The 16,361-nt window shown below is 65.6% G+C and carries 16 protein-coding genes; 5 read left to right on the forward strand and 11 right to left on the reverse strand.

The window, feature by feature from the left end; translation table 11 throughout:
- Positions 1-102: 102 nt before the first annotated feature.
- Positions 103-1,596 (reverse strand): CoA-acylating methylmalonate-semialdehyde dehydrogenase, encoded by a 1,494-nt coding sequence (locus L540_RS03265; protein WP_043212665.1) that lies wholly within the window; start codon positions 1,594-1,596, stop codon positions 103-105.
- 63 nt (positions 1,597-1,659) lie between these two features.
- On the reverse strand, positions 1,660-2,877 hold the full coding sequence (locus tag L540_RS03270) for an ABC transporter substrate-binding protein (RefSeq protein ID WP_043212664.1): 1,218 nt from the start codon (positions 2,875-2,877) through the stop codon (positions 1,660-1,662).
- Positions 2,878-3,037: 160 nt separating this feature from the next.
- On the opposite strand from L540_RS03270, the gene L540_RS03275 reads away from it, so the two are divergent.
- Entirely contained in the window at positions 3,038-3,973 is a 936-nt protein-coding gene (locus L540_RS03275) for a LysR family transcriptional regulator (RefSeq protein ID WP_043212663.1), read from the forward strand.
- Here L540_RS03275 and lptF read toward each other — a convergent pair.
- Entirely contained in the window at positions 3,970-5,082 is a 1,113-nt protein-coding gene (lptF, locus tag L540_RS03280) for an LPS export ABC transporter permease LptF (protein WP_082149528.1), read from the reverse strand. The genes L540_RS03275 and lptF overlap by 4 nt on opposite strands.
- Before the next feature lie 53 nt (positions 5,083-5,135).
- Between lptF and L540_RS03285 the strand changes: the two genes are divergently transcribed.
- From L540_RS03285 to L540_RS03300, 4 genes are all read left to right on the forward strand, one after another.
- Entirely contained in the window at positions 5,136-6,650 is a 1,515-nt protein-coding gene (locus L540_RS03285; RefSeq protein WP_043212661.1) for a leucyl aminopeptidase, read from the forward strand.
- Positions 6,651-6,666: 16 nt separating this feature from the next.
- The gene (locus tag L540_RS03290; protein ID WP_043212658.1) at positions 6,667-7,104 is read left to right on the forward strand and encodes a DNA polymerase III subunit chi; all 438 of its coding nucleotides are present in this window, start codon (positions 6,667-6,669) and stop codon (positions 7,102-7,104) included.
- Positions 7,105-7,122: 18 nt separating this feature from the next.
- Complete coding sequence (locus L540_RS03295; protein WP_043212656.1) at positions 7,123-7,362, forward strand: hypothetical protein; 240 nt, start codon at positions 7,123-7,125, stop codon at positions 7,360-7,362.
- 97 nt (positions 7,363-7,459) lie between these two features.
- The gene (locus L540_RS03300) at positions 7,460-8,170 is read left to right on the forward strand and encodes a Bax inhibitor-1/YccA family protein (RefSeq protein ID WP_043212654.1); all 711 of its coding nucleotides are present in this window, start codon (positions 7,460-7,462) and stop codon (positions 8,168-8,170) included.
- Positions 8,171-8,242: 72 nt separating this feature from the next.
- On the opposite strand, the gene recO is transcribed toward L540_RS03300, so the two are convergent.
- The 8 genes from recO to L540_RS03340 form a co-directional block, all read right to left on the reverse strand.
- Positions 8,243-8,830 carry a DNA repair protein RecO gene (gene recO, locus L540_RS03305; protein ID WP_043212652.1) on the reverse strand — a complete coding sequence of 196 codons (588 nt, stop codon included), beginning with the start codon at positions 8,828-8,830 and terminating at the stop codon, positions 8,243-8,245.
- The gene (gene era / locus L540_RS03310) at positions 8,823-9,713 is read right to left on the reverse strand and encodes a GTPase Era (protein ID WP_043212650.1); all 891 of its coding nucleotides are present in this window, start codon (positions 9,711-9,713) and stop codon (positions 8,823-8,825) included. Before era ends, recO begins: the two co-directional genes overlap by 8 nt.
- Positions 9,710-10,465: a ribonuclease III gene (gene rnc / locus L540_RS03315; RefSeq protein ID WP_043212648.1), complete on the reverse strand. Its 756-nt coding sequence runs from the start codon at positions 10,463-10,465 to the stop codon at positions 9,710-9,712. The genes era and rnc overlap by 4 nt, the downstream gene beginning before the upstream one ends.
- Positions 10,466-10,470: 5 nt before the next feature.
- Positions 10,471-11,355, reverse strand: coding sequence for a signal peptidase I (gene lepB / locus L540_RS03320; RefSeq protein WP_043212646.1), 885 nt, complete (start codon positions 11,353-11,355; stop codon positions 10,471-10,473).
- A 23-nt stretch (positions 11,356-11,378) separates the two neighbouring features.
- Entirely contained in the window at positions 11,379-13,172 is a 1,794-nt protein-coding gene (gene lepA / locus L540_RS03325; protein WP_043212644.1) for a translation elongation factor 4, read from the reverse strand.
- 145 nt (positions 13,173-13,317) lie between these two features.
- Positions 13,318-14,796, reverse strand: a complete 1,479-nt coding sequence (locus L540_RS03330) for a DegQ family serine endoprotease (protein WP_043212642.1) — start codon at positions 14,794-14,796, stop codon at positions 13,318-13,320.
- 40 nt (positions 14,797-14,836) lie between these two features.
- Positions 14,837-15,868 (reverse strand): MucB/RseB C-terminal domain-containing protein, encoded by a 1,032-nt coding sequence (locus L540_RS03335; protein ID WP_043212640.1) that lies wholly within the window; start codon positions 15,866-15,868, stop codon positions 14,837-14,839.
- Positions 15,868-16,353, reverse strand: coding sequence for a sigma-E factor negative regulatory protein (locus L540_RS03340; RefSeq protein ID WP_043212638.1), 486 nt, complete (start codon positions 16,351-16,353; stop codon positions 15,868-15,870). The genes L540_RS03335 and L540_RS03340 overlap by 1 nt, the downstream gene beginning before the upstream one ends.
- Positions 16,354-16,361 lie beyond the last annotated feature (8 nt).

The following is a 16,361-nucleotide window of genomic DNA, read 5'->3' on the forward strand; positions in this document are numbered from 1 at the left end:
ATATAAGATCCACTCTATATTACTTATTTAAATAAGCTTGTGCGATTGCACAAATAGAAACCCCGGCCCTGACGGGGCCGGGGCGTGGGCCGGAACGCGCGCTCAGCGCATGGTGATGGTGGTGTTCACCGAGCGGCCATGGGCCGACCAGCGCGCCGTGACCGTCTTGGTCTGCGTCCAGAACTGCACGGCCTGCTTGCCGTTGGGGCCGAGGTCGCCCAGCTTGGAGCCGCGCGAGCCCGTGAAGCTGAACCAGGCCACCGGCACGGGGATGGGGATGTTGATGCCGACCTGGCCGACGTCGATGTTGTTCTGGAAGTAGCGCGCCGCGCCCCCGTCCTGGGTGAACAGCGCCACGCCATTGCCATTCGGATTGCGGTTGACGAAGGCCACGGCCTGCTCCAGCGTTTCCACGCCGACCACGCATAGCACCGGGCCGAAGATCTCATCCTGGTAGATGGTCATGTCTTCGGTCACGCCGTCGAAAATCGTCGGCCCGACGAAATTGCCCTCGCCATAGCCCTCGACCTTGATGCCGCGGCCGTCGAGCAGCAGCTTGGCGCCCTCTTCCACGCCCTTCTGGATCAGGCTCTCGACACGCTTGCGCGCATTGATCGACACCAGCGGCCCCAGATCGGCCTGGCGGTCGGTGCCGGCATTGACCTTGAGCTTTTTGGACCGCTCGACGAAATCGGGCAGCCAGTTGCGCGCCTCGCCCACCAGCACCGCGACCGAGGTCGCCATGCAGCGCTGGCCGGCCGCGCCAAAGGCCGCGCCCACCAGTTGGTTGAGCGCCACTTCGGGATCCGCATCCGGCAGGATCACGCAGTGGTTCTTCGCCCCCATCATGGACTGGCAGCGCTTGCCCGCCTTGGACGCGCGGTCATAGATCTCGGTGCCCACCCGGGTCGATCCGATGAAGGACACGGCCTTGATGTCGGGATGCTCGCACAGGCCGTTGGCGATGTCGGGGCCGCCGTGCACCACGTTCAGCACGCCGGGCGGCAGGCCCGCCTCCAGGGCCAGCTGGGCCAGGTAGAGCGAGGCGGAGGGGTCCTGTTCGGAAGGCTTGAGCACAAAGGTATTGCCGCAGGACACGGCAATCGGAAACATGAAGCAGGGCAGCATCACCGGGAAATTGAAGGCGGTGATGCCGGCGCAGACGCCCAGCGGCTGGATCAGGGTGTAAACGTCGATGCCGGAGGCCGCGTTCTCGGCGTATTCGCCCAGTTGCAGGCTGGCGATCGAGCAGGCATGTTCGACCACTTCCAGCCCGCGCCCGACCTCGCCCTCGGCGTCGGGCAGCGTCTTGCCGTGCTCGCGCGTGATCATCTCGGCCAACTTGGCCGTGTTGTCGCGCAGCAGCTGCTGGAACTTGAGCATGACGCGCATGCGCTGGCCCTGCCCCGCATTGCGCCAGGTCTGGAACGCTTCCTTGGCATTGGAAACCGCCAGGTCCAACTCCTCGCGGGTGGCGAAAGGCACTTGGGCCACGACTTCCTGCGTGGCCGGATTGATGACATCACGCCATTGCGTGGTCTTGGACTGCACCAGTTTGCCGCCGATCAGTAGCGGCACGCGGGGGACTTCGCTCATTGCTTGCTCCTCAGACTGCTTGGATGGGCGGCCGGCCGGCCGCCCCTTGGGTATGAATCGGCGCTAGGGCTTGACCAGCGGGCAGGTGGAATCGGCCAGGGGCTGGAAAGCCTCGGCCGCGGGAATCGTCGCCACCAGCTTGGAATAATCCCAGCCGCCCTTGGACTCCGCGGGTTTTTTCACCTCGTACAGATACATATCGTGGATCACGCGCCCATCGGGACGGATGGACGCATTGCGCATGATGGGATCCTTGATCGGCAGTGCGCGCATCTTGTCGGCCACGACCTTGCCATCGGTGCTGCCGCTGGCGGCCACCGCGCGCAAGTAATGCAACACGCTGGAATACACGCCCGCCTGCGTCATGGTGGGCTTCAGGCCGCGGAAGGCCTTCTCGAAGCGCGCCGACCATTGCCGCGTGGCATCGTCGTAATCCCAGTAAAAGCCATCGACATAGGAAAGGCCCTGGGCGTTGTCCAGGCCCAGCGCCCGCAGGTCCGACAGGAAGATCAGCAGGGACACCAGGCGCTGCCCTCCGTCGACGATGCCGAACTCACGCGCCTGCTTGACCGCGTTGACCGTGTCCTGCCCGCCATTGGCCAGCGCCACCACCTGGGCCTTGGAACTCTGCGCCTGCAGCAGATAGGAAGCGAAGTCCGGCGCGTTCAGGGGATGCCGCACGCTGCCGGCGACCGTGCCTCCGAGCGCCTTGACCGCCTTGGCCGTGTCCGCCTCCAGCGAATGGCCGAAGGCATAGTCCACCGTCACGAAAAACCAGGACTTGCCGCCCGCCCTGACCGTCGCCTTGGCGCCGCCGGCGGACTGCGAATAGGTGTCGAACATCCAGTGAAAGCCCAGCGGCGAGCACTCCTTGTTGGTCAGCGCCGTGGTGGCCGGACCGGAGAACATCACCACCTTGTTCTTCTCGCGGGCAATGCCCTGCACCGCCAGGGCGACCGCGGAATTGGTCAGGTCGGCGATGGCCGTCACGCCATCGCGGTCGAACCATTCGCGCGCGCGCGCCGCCCCGACGTCGGCCTTGTTCTGGTTGTCGGCGGAAACAAGCTCGATCTTCATGCCCTTGCACTCGGCGGCCAGGCAGTCGTCGATGGCCAGCTGGGCGGCGGCCACCGAGCCGGCGCCGCCCATGCCCGCATAGGTGCCCGACATGTCCGTCAACACGCCGATCTTGACCGGCGGCTTGTCGGCCGCCATGGCTTGCCCCACCAACAAGGCGCCCAGGCACAGGCCTGCGGCGATACCGCGCGCGTGCATCTTCATGAACTTGTCTCCTGTGGATTTTTTTCTTGGCCCGCCGCTGTGCGCGGCTGTGGCTCAAGCTAGTGTAGATGTGTGAAAATCCACAAGCAACGCCATGAATGCACATGTATTGTGCATTCATGCACAACGAAAACATCACGACAGGACAGGGGATGCCGCCATGCTCGACTGGGACAGCCTGCGCTACTTTCTGGAAGTCGCCCGCAGCCAGCGCGTGAGCGCCGCGGCCCGCACCCTGGGCGTGGAGCACACCACCGTGGCGCGCCGCATCCGCGCCCTGGAGGCCGAACTGGGCAGCCTGCTGTTCGAGAAATCGCGCAGCGCCGGCTTCGTGCTGACCGAGGACGGCCAGCGCCTCTTTGTGTATGCCGAGCAGCTGGAAAGCACCGTGCATACGGCCCGCGAAAGCCTCTCGGGCATCGGGCAGGCGCTGTCCGGCCATATCCGCATCGGCGCCACCGAAGGCTTCGGCAGCTATGTCGTCACCCCGCTGGCGGCCGATTTCCAGCGCCGCTACCCGCATATCACGCTGGACATCCTGCCGGTGCCGCGCTTTGTCAGCCTGTCCAAGCGCGAAGCCGATCTGGCCATCACCATCGAGCGCCCCCAGCGCGGCCCCTATGTATGCAGCCGGCTATGCGACTACACCCTCATGCTTTATGGCACGCCCCAATACCTGGCGCGCCATCCGCCCATCCGCTCGCGCGCCGACCTGGCCGGCCATAGTTTCATCGGGTATGTGGATGAGTTGCTCTTCAGCGAGCGGCTGCGCTATCTGGAGGATCTCCTGCCCAACAGCCGGGTCGTGCTGCGCAGCACCAGTGTGGTGGCGCAATACCATGCGGCGCTGCAGGGCCAGTCGCTGGCCATCCTGCCCTGCTTCATCGCCGCGCAGGATCCCAGGCTCTCGCCGGTGCTGGGCGGCGAGGTCGCGATAACGCGCAGCTTCTGGATGTATTGCCACGAGGACCTCTACCGCCTCAAGCGCGTCAGCCTGCTGTGGGACTTCATGCGCGAGGCGGCGGAGCGCAACCGGGATCTGCTCGCCGGGCGCGCCGGCGAGCTGGTGACGGGCAAAGACGGAAACCGCCCCTAGGCCGCGGCCTTCGGCGGCTTGGGCGCCTTCACGCGCAAGCGCTTATAGAGCAGGAAGACCGTGAAGGCCAGCACGATGGCGTGGATGATCCACACCCCCACGCCGAAAGGCAGCTTGCCGCTGCTGATCCAGGCGCGCGACAGATTGATGAGGTTCATATAGAGCAGGCCGACCAGGCCGGCGATCAACAGGTCGCCCGAACGTCCCAGGCGTGGATTGACCGCTCCCAGCGGAATGGCCAGCAGCGCCAGGTTCAGGGCGGCCAGCGGCATGGACACCCGCCACATGACCTGCGACCAGGCGCTGTCTGTATTGTCCTGCATCAATTGCGCGGTCGAGCGCGCCTTGCTCGAACGCTCGGCCGCCGCCCGCGCCTCGGCGATGGGGTCATCGCCCGCCTTGCTCTCCAGGCGGATGCCGTACTCCTGGAAATTGGTCAGCCGCACTTCGGGCGTGCCGGGCTTGAGGTCATAGCGATGGCCGCCCGAAAGCACCAGGAAGCGGTCGCCGTTGGGCAGGGTTTCGCCCCGCGCGCTCTTGGCCGTGAGCACGCTGAACCACTCCGGATCGATGGCGCGCGCAAACACCGCGCCGAGTTCGTCGCTCGGATCGACGGGATCTTCGGCAAAAAACACCCGGTCGCCGCGGCCGGATTCCGCGAACTGGCCGGCCGCCACCTTGGACAGATCGGAACGCTGTTCAAAGCGCTCGCGGTACTCGCCGATCTGGCGATAGGCCCAGGGCGAAGCCACCAGCGTCAGCCCCGCCACCACGGCCGCCACCGGAATGGCCACGCGCAGCACGGGCCGCAGCCAATCGGCCAGGGACAGGCCGCTGGCGAACCACACCACCATCTCGGATTCGCGATAGTTGCGCGTGACCGTGGTCAGCACCGCGATGAAAAGGGAAACCGCCAGAATCGTGGGCAAGGCGGTAATGGTGGAAAACGCGGCCAGGCCGAGCACCACGTCAGCGCCAATGGAACCGCCCGCGGCCTCGCCCAGCAGGCGCACCAGCAGAACACTCAGCCATACCACCACGAGTGTGGAAAACACCACGCCCGCGTGACTGGTAATCTCGCTGACGACAGACCGTTTAAATAGAGACATGTGAGAATATGCGGGATAATCGTCCGCAACGTCGACGCACTCGGGAAATCTTCATGGAATTTAGCACACAGACCACTGCTTCCCTGCATCAGATCAAGACCTCGGCGCTGGCCGTGGGCGTGTACGCCGATGGCGTGCTCGGCCCCGCCGCCGACACGATCGATCGCGCGAGCAATGGCGCCATCCGCGCCGTCACCAAAACCGAGTTCCGCGGCCGCGCCGGCGCCACCCTGGTGCTGCGCAATCTGGCCGGCGTGTCGGCCCAGCGCATCGTGCTGGTCGGCCTGGGTAAACAGGAAGAATACAACGCCCGCGCCCATGCCGGCGCCGAACAGGCCTTCGCCGCCTATTGCGTGGCCGCGCAGCTGACCGAGGGCGTGTCCACCCTGGTCTCGCTGCCGCTCGAAAACGCCAGCGTGCGCGACCGCGCCCGCGCCGCGGCCATCGCCGCCGGCCAGGCCGCCTATCACTACGACGCCACCTTCGGCAAGCCCGACCGCGACGCCCGCCCCAAGCTCAAGAAGATCATCCAGGTCGTCGAGCGCGCCGACACCGCGCAGACCCAGCTGGGCCTGCGCGAAGGCGCCGCCATCGCCAACGGCATGGAGCTGACCCGCACGCTGGGCAATCTGCCGGGCAATGTCTGCACGCCCTCCTACCTGGGCGACACCGCCCGCAAGCTGGCCCGCGACTTCAAGAGCCTGATCAAGGTCGAGGTCCTGGACCGCAAGCAGGTCGAGGCCCTGGGCATGGGCTCCTTCCTGTCGGTGGCGCGCGGCTCCGAAGAGCCGCTGCGCTTCATCGTGCTGCGCTATAACGGCAAGTCGGCCGCGGCCAAGAAGGGCAAGGCAGCCGCCGGCCCCGTCGTGCTGGTCGGCAAGGGCATCACTTTCGATGCCGGCGGCATCTCGCTCAAGCCCGCCGCCACGATGGACGAAATGAAGTACGACATGTGCGGCGCGGCCAGCGTGCTGGGCACCTTCCGCGCCCTGGGCGAACTGGCCCCGGCCCTGGAAGTCGTCGGCCTGGTCGCCGCCTGCGAAAACCTGCCCAGCGGCAAGGCCAACAAACCGGGCGACGTGGTCACCAGCATGTCGGGCCAGACCATCGAGATCCTCAATACCGACGCCGAAGGCCGCCTGGTCTTGTGCGATGCCCTCAGCTATGCCGAACGCTTCAAGCCCTCGGCCGTGATCGACATCGCCACGCTCACCGGCGCCTGCGTGGTTGCCCTGGGCAGCGTCAACACCGGCCTGTTCTCCAAGGACGACGCCCTGGCCGAGGCCTTGCTGGCCGCCGGCCGCCAGGCCCAGGACACCGCCTGGCGCATGCCGCTGGACGACGCCTACCAGGAGCAGCTGAAGTCCAACTTCGCCGACATCGCCAATATCGGCGGTCCCCAGGCCGGCGCGGTCACCGCCGCCTGCTTCCTGTCGCGCTTCACCAAGGCCTATCCCTGGGCCCACCTGGACATCGCCGGCACGGCCTGGCGCGGCGGCAAGGACAAGGGCGCCACCGGCCGCCCCGTGCCCCTGCTGATGCAATATCTGCTCAACCTGAATGCCTGAGGCAAGGCCGGCCCGCATGACCCGGATCGATTTCGCCTTTGGCGCCCCGGACCGTCTGCGGGCGGCCTGCCAGACCGCCCGCAAGCGCTATCTGGCGGGCCAGCGGCTTATCGTCTATTGCGCCGACGGCAACCGCCTGTCGGCCTTTGACCGCATGCTCTGGGCCTTTGACGACACGGCATTCGTCCCCCATGTGCTGGCGCGCGACGCCCTGGCCGCCGACACGCCCGTCGTGCTCACCGCCACCGATCCCCGGCAGGCCGCCGCGCTGGCGCCCGATGCCTGGCTGCTCAATCTGGACGACGCCTGCCCGCCCCATTACGATGGTTTCACGCGGGTTTTGGAGATCGTCTCCGACGACGCCGCCGACAAGGCTGCCGCGCGCGCGCGCTGGCGCGACTACGTCGCCGCCGGGCACACGCCGCAAAGCCATGACCTGAGCCGCGGCGCCTGACGGTTTTTTCCTCACATCATGTCTGCCCCTTTTTCGGATCCCGGCATCCCCGTCCTCACCGAGCGCCACGAAGCGCCCGCTCAGGCCGCCGTCCCCGAGGCCGCCTCGGACACCGTATTGCGCGCCTTGCTGCAGGCCGAGCTCGAACAGGCCATCGAACAGGCCGCCGCCCAGGCCGCCGCCGACATGCGCGCGCGCCTGGAGGCCGAACTGCCGGCCATCGTCGACCGCGCCCTGCGGCGCCTGCGCCCGGGCTGAGTCTCGCGGTTTCCCGAACTGGATTTTTCAGGGAACTGTCAGGTATGCTTTTACTCTAAGTGTCATCTGGCGAAACTTTCGCCAAACAGGAGTCCACATGAACGAATACCGTCCGTCCCCTTTCAATCGTTCCGGCCAGCTCGCCGGCGCGCCGGGCGAGGTCGTCCGCAACCAGGTCTTGCGCAACACCTACTGGCTGCTCGCCCTGTCCCTGATTCCTACCGTGCTGGGCGCCGCCGTCGGCCTGTACACCGGCATCAACCGCGTCATGGGCGCAAGCCCTGGCATGTCGGCCATCATTTTCCTGGTCGGCGCCTTCGGCCTGATGTTCGCCATCGAGAAAAACAAGAACAGCTCGCTGGGCGTGGCGCTGCTGCTGGCCTTCACCTTCTTCATGGGCATCATGCTGTCGCGCCTGCTCGGCTTCGTGCTGGGCATGGGCAACGGCTCGCAGCTCGTGATGACGGCGTTTGGCGGCACGGCCGTGGTCTTCGGCACCATGGCGACGCTGGCCACCACCATCAAGCGCGACCTGTCCAACATGCAGAAGTGGCTGTTCACGGGCGCCGTGGTCATCCTGGTGGCCGCGCTGGCCAATATCTTCCTGCAGATGCCGGCCCTGATGCTGACCATCTCCGTGCTGGCCATCGTCATCTTCTCGGCCTTCATGCTGGTGGACCTGCAGCGCGTGGTCAACGGCGGCGAGACCAACTACGTGTCCGCCACGCTGGCCATCTACCTGGACGTCTACAACGTCTTCTCCAACCTGCTGATGCTGCTGGGTATCTTCGGCGGCAACCGCGAATAAAGTCGACGCGCATGCCCGCCATGCGGGCATGTTTGCCCACCCGCCCTCGCTGGCGGGTTTTTTTTTCGGATCTCAGAGGCGCTGCAAATCCATCAGCACGCGCCGCGTCGCAAGCGGGCGCCCAACCAGATGGGTTTCCAGGCGTTCGCGCAAATCGCGCCGCAGCTCCGGCTCGATGCGCGGATCATTGAAATCGGGCTCGCTTTCATCGACCCCATAGCCGGTTTCGCGCAGCAATATCCATTCGAAGCGCCTGAGGGCGCCGGCCGCGCGCGAGCCGCCCGCCAGCTGCTGCAAAGCGGTTTCATAGGCGTCGAACAATAGCGGATGGGCGTCTTCGCGCGGCAAGAGCCGCAACAGCAGCTCGTTCATATACCAGGCGGACATCAAGGCAGCGCCGCCCAGCGGATGCACGCCCGCCACTTCGGCGCGGGTCAAGGTCTTGACCTCGCCGCCGCCGGTCCAGGACATCAGCAGCGGCTGGAAGGCGGACAGCACCGGCCGCAGCACGGAATACGGACGCTTGGCGCCCTTGGCGACCACGGCCACGCAGCCGTGGTCACGCGAAAACGCCTGGACGATGAGGGAAGTCTCGCGCCACGCCGTGGCGTGGAGCATATAGGCACGATTGTCGTGAACGCGCTGAGCGCGCTTACTCATAGCCCAGATCGCGCAAAGCGCCTTCGCGATCCGACCAGCCCTTGCGCACCTTGATATACACCTCCAGGTGCACCGGCTTGTCCAGCAGCTTGGCGATATCCTGGCGGGCCTCGGTGGCGATGCGCTTCATGTGCTGCCCGCCCGCGCCCAGGAGGATGGGGCGATGGCTGTCGCGCTCGACCACGACACAGGCGGCGATGCGCGCATGGGCGTCGGTCTCCTCCCATTGCTCGATGACCACCGTACAGCCATAGGGCAGCTCATCGCCCACCAGGCGGAAGATCTTCTCGCGCACCAGTTCGGCGGCGATAAAGCGCATGGAACGATCGGTCAGCGTGTCCTCTTCGAACATGGGCTCGCCTTCCGGCAGGCGTTGCGCGATTTCGTCGAGCAGTTGATCGAGCTGCTGGTTCTTGGTGGCGCTCACGGGCACGACCGCCCCATAGGGGTGCTGGGCCATGATCTTTGCCACGAAGGGAAAGAGTTCGTCGCGGCTCTTGAGGGCATCGATCTTGCTGATGGCCAGGATGGTGCGCTCGGGCTTGGGCAGCAAGGGCAGCAGCTTGGCGTCGCCGTCCGACCACTTGCCGGCCTCCACCACATGCACCACCACGTCGACGTCGGCCAGCGCCTGCGTCACGACGCGGTTCATCATGCGGTTCATCGCGCCGCCATGGCGGGTCTGGAAACCCGGCGTATCGACAAAAACGAATTGCTCATGCTCGCGCGTGAGCACGCCATGAATGCGATGCCGGGTGGTCTGCGCCTTGCGCGAGACGATGGAGATCTTCGAGCCGATCAGGGCATTGGTCAGCGTGGACTTGCCCACATTGGGGCGGCCGACGATGGCCACGAAACCGGTACGGAAAGCTTGGGAACTCATTTAACCTCTTGAGCCACTGCCACGGGCAGCGACAGTTGCGCGGTCTTGCGCGCGCGGCCGCTCTTGCGCGCCGCACGCGGGCTGACCGCCTGCGCGGCCTCCAGGGCCAGCTTGGCGGCCGATTGCTCGGCGGCGCGGCGGCTCGCGCCTGGGGCCGTCACTTTGATTTCCAGGGCCGGGATGGCGCACTCCACCTCGAACTGCTGGCTGTGGGCCGCGCCATGGGTGGCCACGACGGTATAGACAGGCAGGGCCATCTTGCGGCCCTGCAGGAATTCCTGCAGCAAGGTCTTGGCGTCCTTGCCCAGGGTCTGCGGATCCACGCTGGCCAGCACGGGCTGGTACTGGCGTTCGACCACCTTGCGCGCGGCGTCGAAGCCGGCGTCCAGGAAGACCGCGCCGAACAAGGCCTCGACCGCATCGGCCAGGATGGACGGGCGGCGGAAACCGCCGCTCTTGAGCTCGCCCTCGCCCAGGCGCAGATAGGGCGAGAGGTCCAGGCGCTGCGCGATGTCGGCCAGCGAGGCCTGCTTGACCAGGTTCGCGCGCACCCGCGACAGATCGCCTTCGTCGAGCTTGGCATAGCGCTCGAACAGCATGGCCGCGACGACGAAGTTCAACACGGAGTCGCCCAGAAACTCCAGCCGCTCGTTGTGGCGCGCACCGTGGCTGCGGTGTGTGAGCGCCTGCTCAAGCAAGGCTTGGTCACCGAAGTGGTGACCAAGGCGGGTTTCCAGCGTGGCTAGGGACATGACTATCAGTGAAAACGGCCTATGCGGCTCAAGTCGCCAAAATTCATCCAGACAAAGAATGCCTTACCCACAATATTACTGTCAGGCACGAAACCCCAGTAGCGGCTGTCGGCACTATTGTCGCGGTTGTCGCCCATGGCGAAATACTGGCCTTCGGGTACTTTGCAGCGTACTCCATTGCGCAGGTACTGGCAGTTGTCCTGGTGGGGAAATTTCCAGATTGGGCCGTAATCCTGGAATTTGTTCTCATCCAGCAGGATTTTGTGCTCAACGTCGCCCAACTTCTCTTTATATTGGGCAATATACGAAACCCGGTCCGGCTCGAAATAGTCTCCGTCGCGCACATGCGTCACCAATTGACCATTGACGTAGAGCTTTTTATCCAGGTAGGCGACCTCGTCGCCGGGCAATCCCACGATGCGCTTGATGTAATCCACATCGGGATCCACCGGGTAGCGGAACACCACCACATCGCCGCGCTGCGGCGAGCCCAGCTCGATCACCTTCTTGTCGATGACAGGCAGGCGGATGCCATAGCCGAACTTGTTCACCAGGATGAGGTCGCCCGATTGCAGCGTGGGCAGCATCGAGCCCGAGGGGATGCGGAAAGGCTCGACCACAAAGGAGCGCAGCACGAACACAAAGAGGATGACCGGGAAAAAACTCACGGCATACTCGACCCACCACGGCATCTTGCTGGCCTGGTCGACCGCCTCCTGGCGGCGCCGCTCGGCCTCGGCCGGATCCTCGATGCCGGCGGCCTTGACCTGCTCGGCGGCCGCATGCGCGCGGCGCTGGCGCGCCTTGCGCAAGACCAGCAGATCCAGCGCCCAGATGACGCCAGTCAGGATCAACAGCACGAAAAGGATGAGGGCGAAATTCCAGCTCATTGTTTCTACCGCCTATACGGTTGCTACTTGTCTTCGACTTGCAGAATGGCCAGAAAGGCTTCTTGCGGAATTTCCACCGTGCCGACCTGCTTCATGCGCTTCTTGCCCGCCTTCTGCTTTTCCAGCAGCTTTTTCTTGCGGGTGATGTCGCCGCCGTAGCACTTGGCCAGCACGTTCTTGCGCAAGGCCTTGACGTTTTCGCGGGCGATCACCTCGGCGCCGATGGCGGCCTGGATGGCCACGTCATACATCTGGCGCGGGATGAGTTCACGCATGCGCGACACCACCTCGCGGGCGCGATAGCGCGCATTGGAGCGGTGCACGATCATGGCCAGGGCATCGACCCGGTCGCCATTGATCAGCAGGTCCACCTTGACCACATCGGCCGAGCGGTACTCCAGGAATTCATAGTCCATGGAGGCATAGCCGCGCGAAACCGACTTCAGGCGGTCAAAGAAGTCCAGCACGATCTCGGCCAGCGGGATTTCATAGGTGAGATGCACCTGCCGGCCGTGGTAGGTCATATTGATCTGCGTGCCGCGCTTGTTGTTGCACAGCGTCATGACGGGCCCGACATACTCCTGCGGCATGAACAGGGTGACCTTGACGATGGGCTCGCGGATATCGGCGATCTTGCCGACCTCCGGCATGCGCGAAGGGCTTTCGATGGTCAGCACCGTGCCATCGCGCTCCTGGACCTCGTAGACCACCGAGGGCGCGGTGGTGATGATGTCCATGTCGAACTCGCGCTCCAGGCGCTCCTGCACGATTTCCATGTGCAAGAGACCCAGGAAGCCGCAACGGAAACCGAAGCCCAGCGCCTGGGAGACTTCGGGCTCGAACATCAGCGCCGCGTCATTGAGCTTGAGCTTTTCGAGCGAGTCGCGCAGCTGGTCATACTCGGAGCTCTCGACCGGGTACAGCCCGGCGAACACCTGCGGCTTGACTTCCTTGAAGCCCGGCAGCGGCTCGGCGGCCGGCTTGCCGGCCAGGGTGATGGTGTCGCCCACCTTGGCATGGGCCAGTTCCTTGATGCCGGCAATGACAAAGCCGACCTCGCCGGCCGAGAGCTGCGGCCGGGCCTGCGACTTGGGCGTGAACACCCCCGTCTGTTCGCATAGATGGGTGGCGCCCGAGGCCATGAGCAGGATCTTGTCCTTGGGACGCAGCACGCCATTGACGATGCGCACCAGCATCACGACGCCCACGTAGTTGTCGAACCAGGAATCGATGATGAGCGCCTGCAGCGGCGCGGCCGGGTCGCCCTTGGGCGGCGGCACGCGGGCGACGACCATCTCCAGGATCTCGTCGATGCCCATGCCGGTCTTGGCGCTGGCCAGCACGGCGTCGGTCGCGTCGATGCCGATGACATCCTCGACCTCCTGGCGCGCGCCATCCGGATCGGCCTGCGGCAGGTCCATCTTGTTCAGGACAGGCAGCACCTCCACGCCCAGATCGATGGCGGTGTAGCAGTTGGCCACGGTCTGCGCCTCGACGCCCTGCGAGGCGTCGACCACCAGCAGCGCGCCCTCGCAGGCCGACAGCGAGCGGCTGACCTCATACGAGAAGTCCACATGTCCCGGGGTGTCGATGAGGTTGAGGTTGTAGACCTTGCCGTCCTGGCTCTTGTACTGCAAGGCCGCCGTCTGCGCCTTGATCGTAATGCCGCGCTCGCGCTCGATATCCATCGAGTCCAACACCTGGGCCGACATTTCACGAGCCGCCAGGCCGCCGCAGCGCTGGATCAGGCGGTCGGCCAACGTCGATTTGCCATGGTCGATGTGGGCAATGATGGAAAAGTTACGGATATGCTGCATAGAGGAAATTATAAAAGGGACGTAGCACAGACCGGGAGCCGCAAAGCGCGGCGGCGCGGGCCCGCCAGGCGGGGGCGGCCAAAATGAGAGGGGGCGCCATGCGCCCCCTCTTGCGGCAACCAGGCATTTTAGCCGGTCTTGGCCTTTATTTGCTGGAAGGCTGTACCGCTACCCATTGGGTCTGGTCGCCACGGCGAACCAGCAGGCCCACGGTCTTGCCCTTGTCCAGCTTGCCCACCACCTTGGCGAACTGGCCGGCATTGATCACATCGGCGTCGTTGACCGCCAGCACGATGTCGCCCTCTTGCAGGCCGGCCGAGGCCGCGGCCCCTTCGGCGGCTCGCACCAGGACCCCGCCCTTGATGCGCAGCTTGCGCTGCATATCGGCGGGCACATCGGTCACGCTCAGGCCCAGGTGGTTGTCCACCGCCGGAGCGGCTTCCTTGCCGCCCTTGCCGGCCGCGGCGGTCTGCTCGGATTTCAGCTCGCCGACCTTGACCTCCAGCGGGACGGTCTTGCCTTTGCGCCAGACTTCCAGCTTGCCCGAGGTCTCCGGCTTGGTGTCGCCCACGATGCGCGGCAGGTCCGACCAACGCTTGATGGCCTGGCCATTGAACTTGAGGATCACGTCGCCCGGCTGCACGCCGGCCTTGTCGGCGGGGCCGTCGGGCTCGACGCTGCTCACCAGCGCGCCCTCGGCGCGCGGCAGCCCGATGGCGTCGGCGACTTCCTTGCCGACTTCGCCGATCTGCACGCCGATGCGGCCGCGCGTGACCTTGCCGGTGGCGCGCAGTTGATCCACCACGCGCATGGCCTCGTCGATGGGAATCGCCAGCGAGATGCCCATGAAGCCGCCGCTGCGCGAAATGATCTGCGAGTTGATGCCCACCACCTCGCCCTGCATGTTCAGCAGCGGGCCGCCCGAGTTACCGGGGTTGACCGCCACATCCGTCTGGATGAAAGGCAGGTATTCGCCGGTATCGCGGCCGATGGCGCTGACGATGCCCGAGGTCACGGTGGAGTCCAGGCCGAAGGGCGAGCCGATGGCCAGCACCCATTGGCCTTTCTTGAGTTTCTTGGTGTCGCCGATCGGCAAGGCCGTCATGCCCTTGGCGTCGATCTTGATCAGGGCGACATCGGTGCGCTCGTCCGAACCGATGACCTTGGCCTTGAACTCGCGCCCGTCGGTCAGCGTGACAATGATGTCGGCCGCATCGCTGATGACGTGGTTGTTCGTCATGATGTAGCCGTCATCGGAGATGAAGAAGCCCGAACCCACGCCACGCGGCACGGTGCGCTCCTCAGGCTGGGGCTGCTGCCGGCGCTGGCCGGGAGCCGGGCCCGGCGGCTGGAAATCCGGGCCGAAGAACCAGCGGAACAATTCGTAGGGATCGCCGCTGCCGCCAGGGCCGCCGCGCACCGGCACGGTCGCCGTGGTGCGGATATTGACCACGGCGGCATCGGCCTTCTCGACGATGGCGGTGAAGTCGGGCAGCACGCCCCCCGCCACCGGTGTCTGCGCGTGGGCCACCATGGGGGCCTGCGCCAGCGTCAGTGCCGAACCCATCATCAAGGCGGCAAACAGGCGCCGGATATAAAGCGTCGACGATTCAGTTTTTTTCATATGAGAGCTCCGGAAAGACCCCTGACCTTTTGCAGGTTTCTTATTTGGACGACGATACGGGCACGTACTCCGTGGCCTGAGCCAGACTCTCCAGCGTCGCCGCGGGGACCTCGCCCAACACCGTCATCCAATAGTCCGCAATGCGGGTTCCATAGATGTTGATGGCGCCACGCTGGACGAGCCCAGCAGGCGGATGCTGGTGGCGAGATCCGTCATAAGGTTCGATGAACACGGAGATCGCCGCCAAGCCATCTGACAGCACAACCTGGCTAACCGTTCCCTTGCCGATCTGCCGCGCGACCTGCATCACCGCCACGAAGCCCTCGGGCGCGGGGATGCGCCACCCTTGGGCGGCCAGGTCGACCGGCTTCATGTCGGACTCCACCACCCGCCAATCGCGGGTGTTCCAGCGCGAATTGAGCAGGCGCGCGTCGACCTCGCCGCCCACGCGCAAAGAGGTGAAGGAGACCTGTTCGACCACGCCGCGCCGGCCGTCCATGGTCTGGGCCTTGAGCAGCAGATTGGTATCGACATCGGCGCACAACCTATAGCCATAGCGCAGGCTGTCACGCGGCTCGATGGTGATCAGCCGGCACTGGCGGTCGGCGACCCGGTGCAGCTTGGTCTCGGCGCGCACGACGTAGTGGCTGGCCAGGTCCTTGGGGTCGCCCAGCAGCAGGCCGGGGAAGCGGTCGCCGCGGCGCCGCTCCAGCAGGACGGTCTTGTGCTCCGGGATGAGGCATTGCACATCCTCGTTGTGCCGCAGGTATTCGCGCGGCTGGCCATCGAGGATCTCCAGGCGCTCGCGCTCGCCGGTGCCATCGATGATGTGCACCAGGCGCGAAGACTGGATGATGTCGCCCTGCTGATACATGAAGACGCCGGCGTAATCCTGCGAACGCGCGGCCTGCTGGATATTGGCCAGCAGCTGGACCGGATCCGCTTCGGGCGCGGCGCGCACCGCGCCATGCCAGGCCAGCATGCTGCACAGCGCCAGGGCAGCCATGCCGGCCCATTGTCTTTGGCGCCACGCCATGCGCTTGTCCGCGCGCATGTCCTGCCACCGTGCCATCAGCGCGCTCCGGTCTCGAACGAGACCTGTCGCACGGCGCTGGGGCCGGCCATCTGGCGATGGGCTTCGAGATAATCGCGCAGGCCCGGATCGTCGCGGCTGGCATCGGCCAGCACCGGCGCCGACGGGCTCGGTCCGGACGACACATAGGGCTGGGCCACCCAGACCACGGTCGCCACGGCGGCCGCCACGGCCAGGCCGGACAGGCCCAGGCGCAGGTGGGAGCGGCGGCGGGGCGCGGCCACGATGGGCAATTCGGCGTCCAGCGCCCGCGACAGGCGGGCCTGGAAGTCCTTGCTCGGATGGATCACCAGGTCGGCGCTGCGCAGCGCATCGCCGATCAGGTGATAGCTGTCCCAGGTCTTGCGGCCTTGGGGGGACACCAGTTGTTGTAAAAAGTCCTCTGACCCTTCGCCATCCATCCAGGCGGAAACCGATTCCTCGAATGAGGCCTCGGCGATCACGGACTTGGCTGCTGTTTGCATGACTGCCA

The organism is Bordetella pseudohinzii, assembly GCF_000657795.2.
GTDB classification, from domain to species: domain Bacteria; phylum Pseudomonadota; class Gammaproteobacteria; order Burkholderiales; family Burkholderiaceae_B; genus Bordetella; species Bordetella pseudohinzii.

Excerpts from the sequence above, each read along its gene's own strand:
- L540_RS03265 (WP_043212665.1), bottom strand. The coding sequence starts at position 1,596 with ATGAGCGAAGTCCCCCGCGTGCCGCTACTGATCGGCGGCAAACTGGTG.
- L540_RS03270 (WP_043212664.1), bottom strand. The coding sequence starts at position 2,877 with ATGAAGATGCACGCGCGCGGTATCGCCGCAGGCCTGTGCCTGGGCGCC.
- L540_RS03275 (WP_043212663.1), top strand. The coding sequence starts at position 3,038 with ATGCTCGACTGGGACAGCCTGCGCTACTTTCTGGAAGTCGCCCGCAGC.
- lptF (WP_082149528.1), bottom strand. The coding sequence starts at position 5,082 with ATGTCTCTATTTAAACGGTCTGTCGTCAGCGAGATTACCAGTCACGCG.
- L540_RS03285 (WP_043212661.1), top strand. The coding sequence starts at position 5,136 with ATGGAATTTAGCACACAGACCACTGCTTCCCTGCATCAGATCAAGACC.
- L540_RS03290 (WP_043212658.1), top strand. The coding sequence starts at position 6,667 with ATGACCCGGATCGATTTCGCCTTTGGCGCCCCGGACCGTCTGCGGGCG.
- L540_RS03295 (WP_043212656.1), top strand. The coding sequence starts at position 7,123 with ATGTCTGCCCCTTTTTCGGATCCCGGCATCCCCGTCCTCACCGAGCGC.
- L540_RS03300 (WP_043212654.1), top strand. The coding sequence starts at position 7,460 with ATGAACGAATACCGTCCGTCCCCTTTCAATCGTTCCGGCCAGCTCGCC.
- recO (WP_043212652.1), bottom strand. The coding sequence starts at position 8,830 with ATGAGTAAGCGCGCTCAGCGCGTTCACGACAATCGTGCCTATATGCTC.
- era (WP_043212650.1), bottom strand. The coding sequence starts at position 9,713 with ATGAGTTCCCAAGCTTTCCGTACCGGTTTCGTGGCCATCGTCGGCCGC.
- rnc (WP_043212648.1), bottom strand. The coding sequence starts at position 10,465 with ATGTCCCTAGCCACGCTGGAAACCCGCCTTGGTCACCACTTCGGTGAC.
- lepB (WP_043212646.1), bottom strand. The coding sequence starts at position 11,355 with ATGAGCTGGAATTTCGCCCTCATCCTTTTCGTGCTGTTGATCCTGACT.
- lepA (WP_043212644.1), bottom strand. The coding sequence starts at position 13,172 with ATGCAGCATATCCGTAACTTTTCCATCATTGCCCACATCGACCATGGC.
- L540_RS03330 (WP_043212642.1), bottom strand. The coding sequence starts at position 14,796 with ATGAAAAAAACTGAATCGTCGACGCTTTATATCCGGCGCCTGTTTGCC.
- L540_RS03335 (WP_043212640.1), bottom strand. The coding sequence starts at position 15,868 with ATGGCACGGTGGCAGGACATGCGCGCGGACAAGCGCATGGCGTGGCGC.
- L540_RS03340 (WP_043212638.1), bottom strand. The coding sequence starts at position 16,353 with ATGCAAACAGCAGCCAAGTCCGTGATCGCCGAGGCCTCATTCGAGGAA.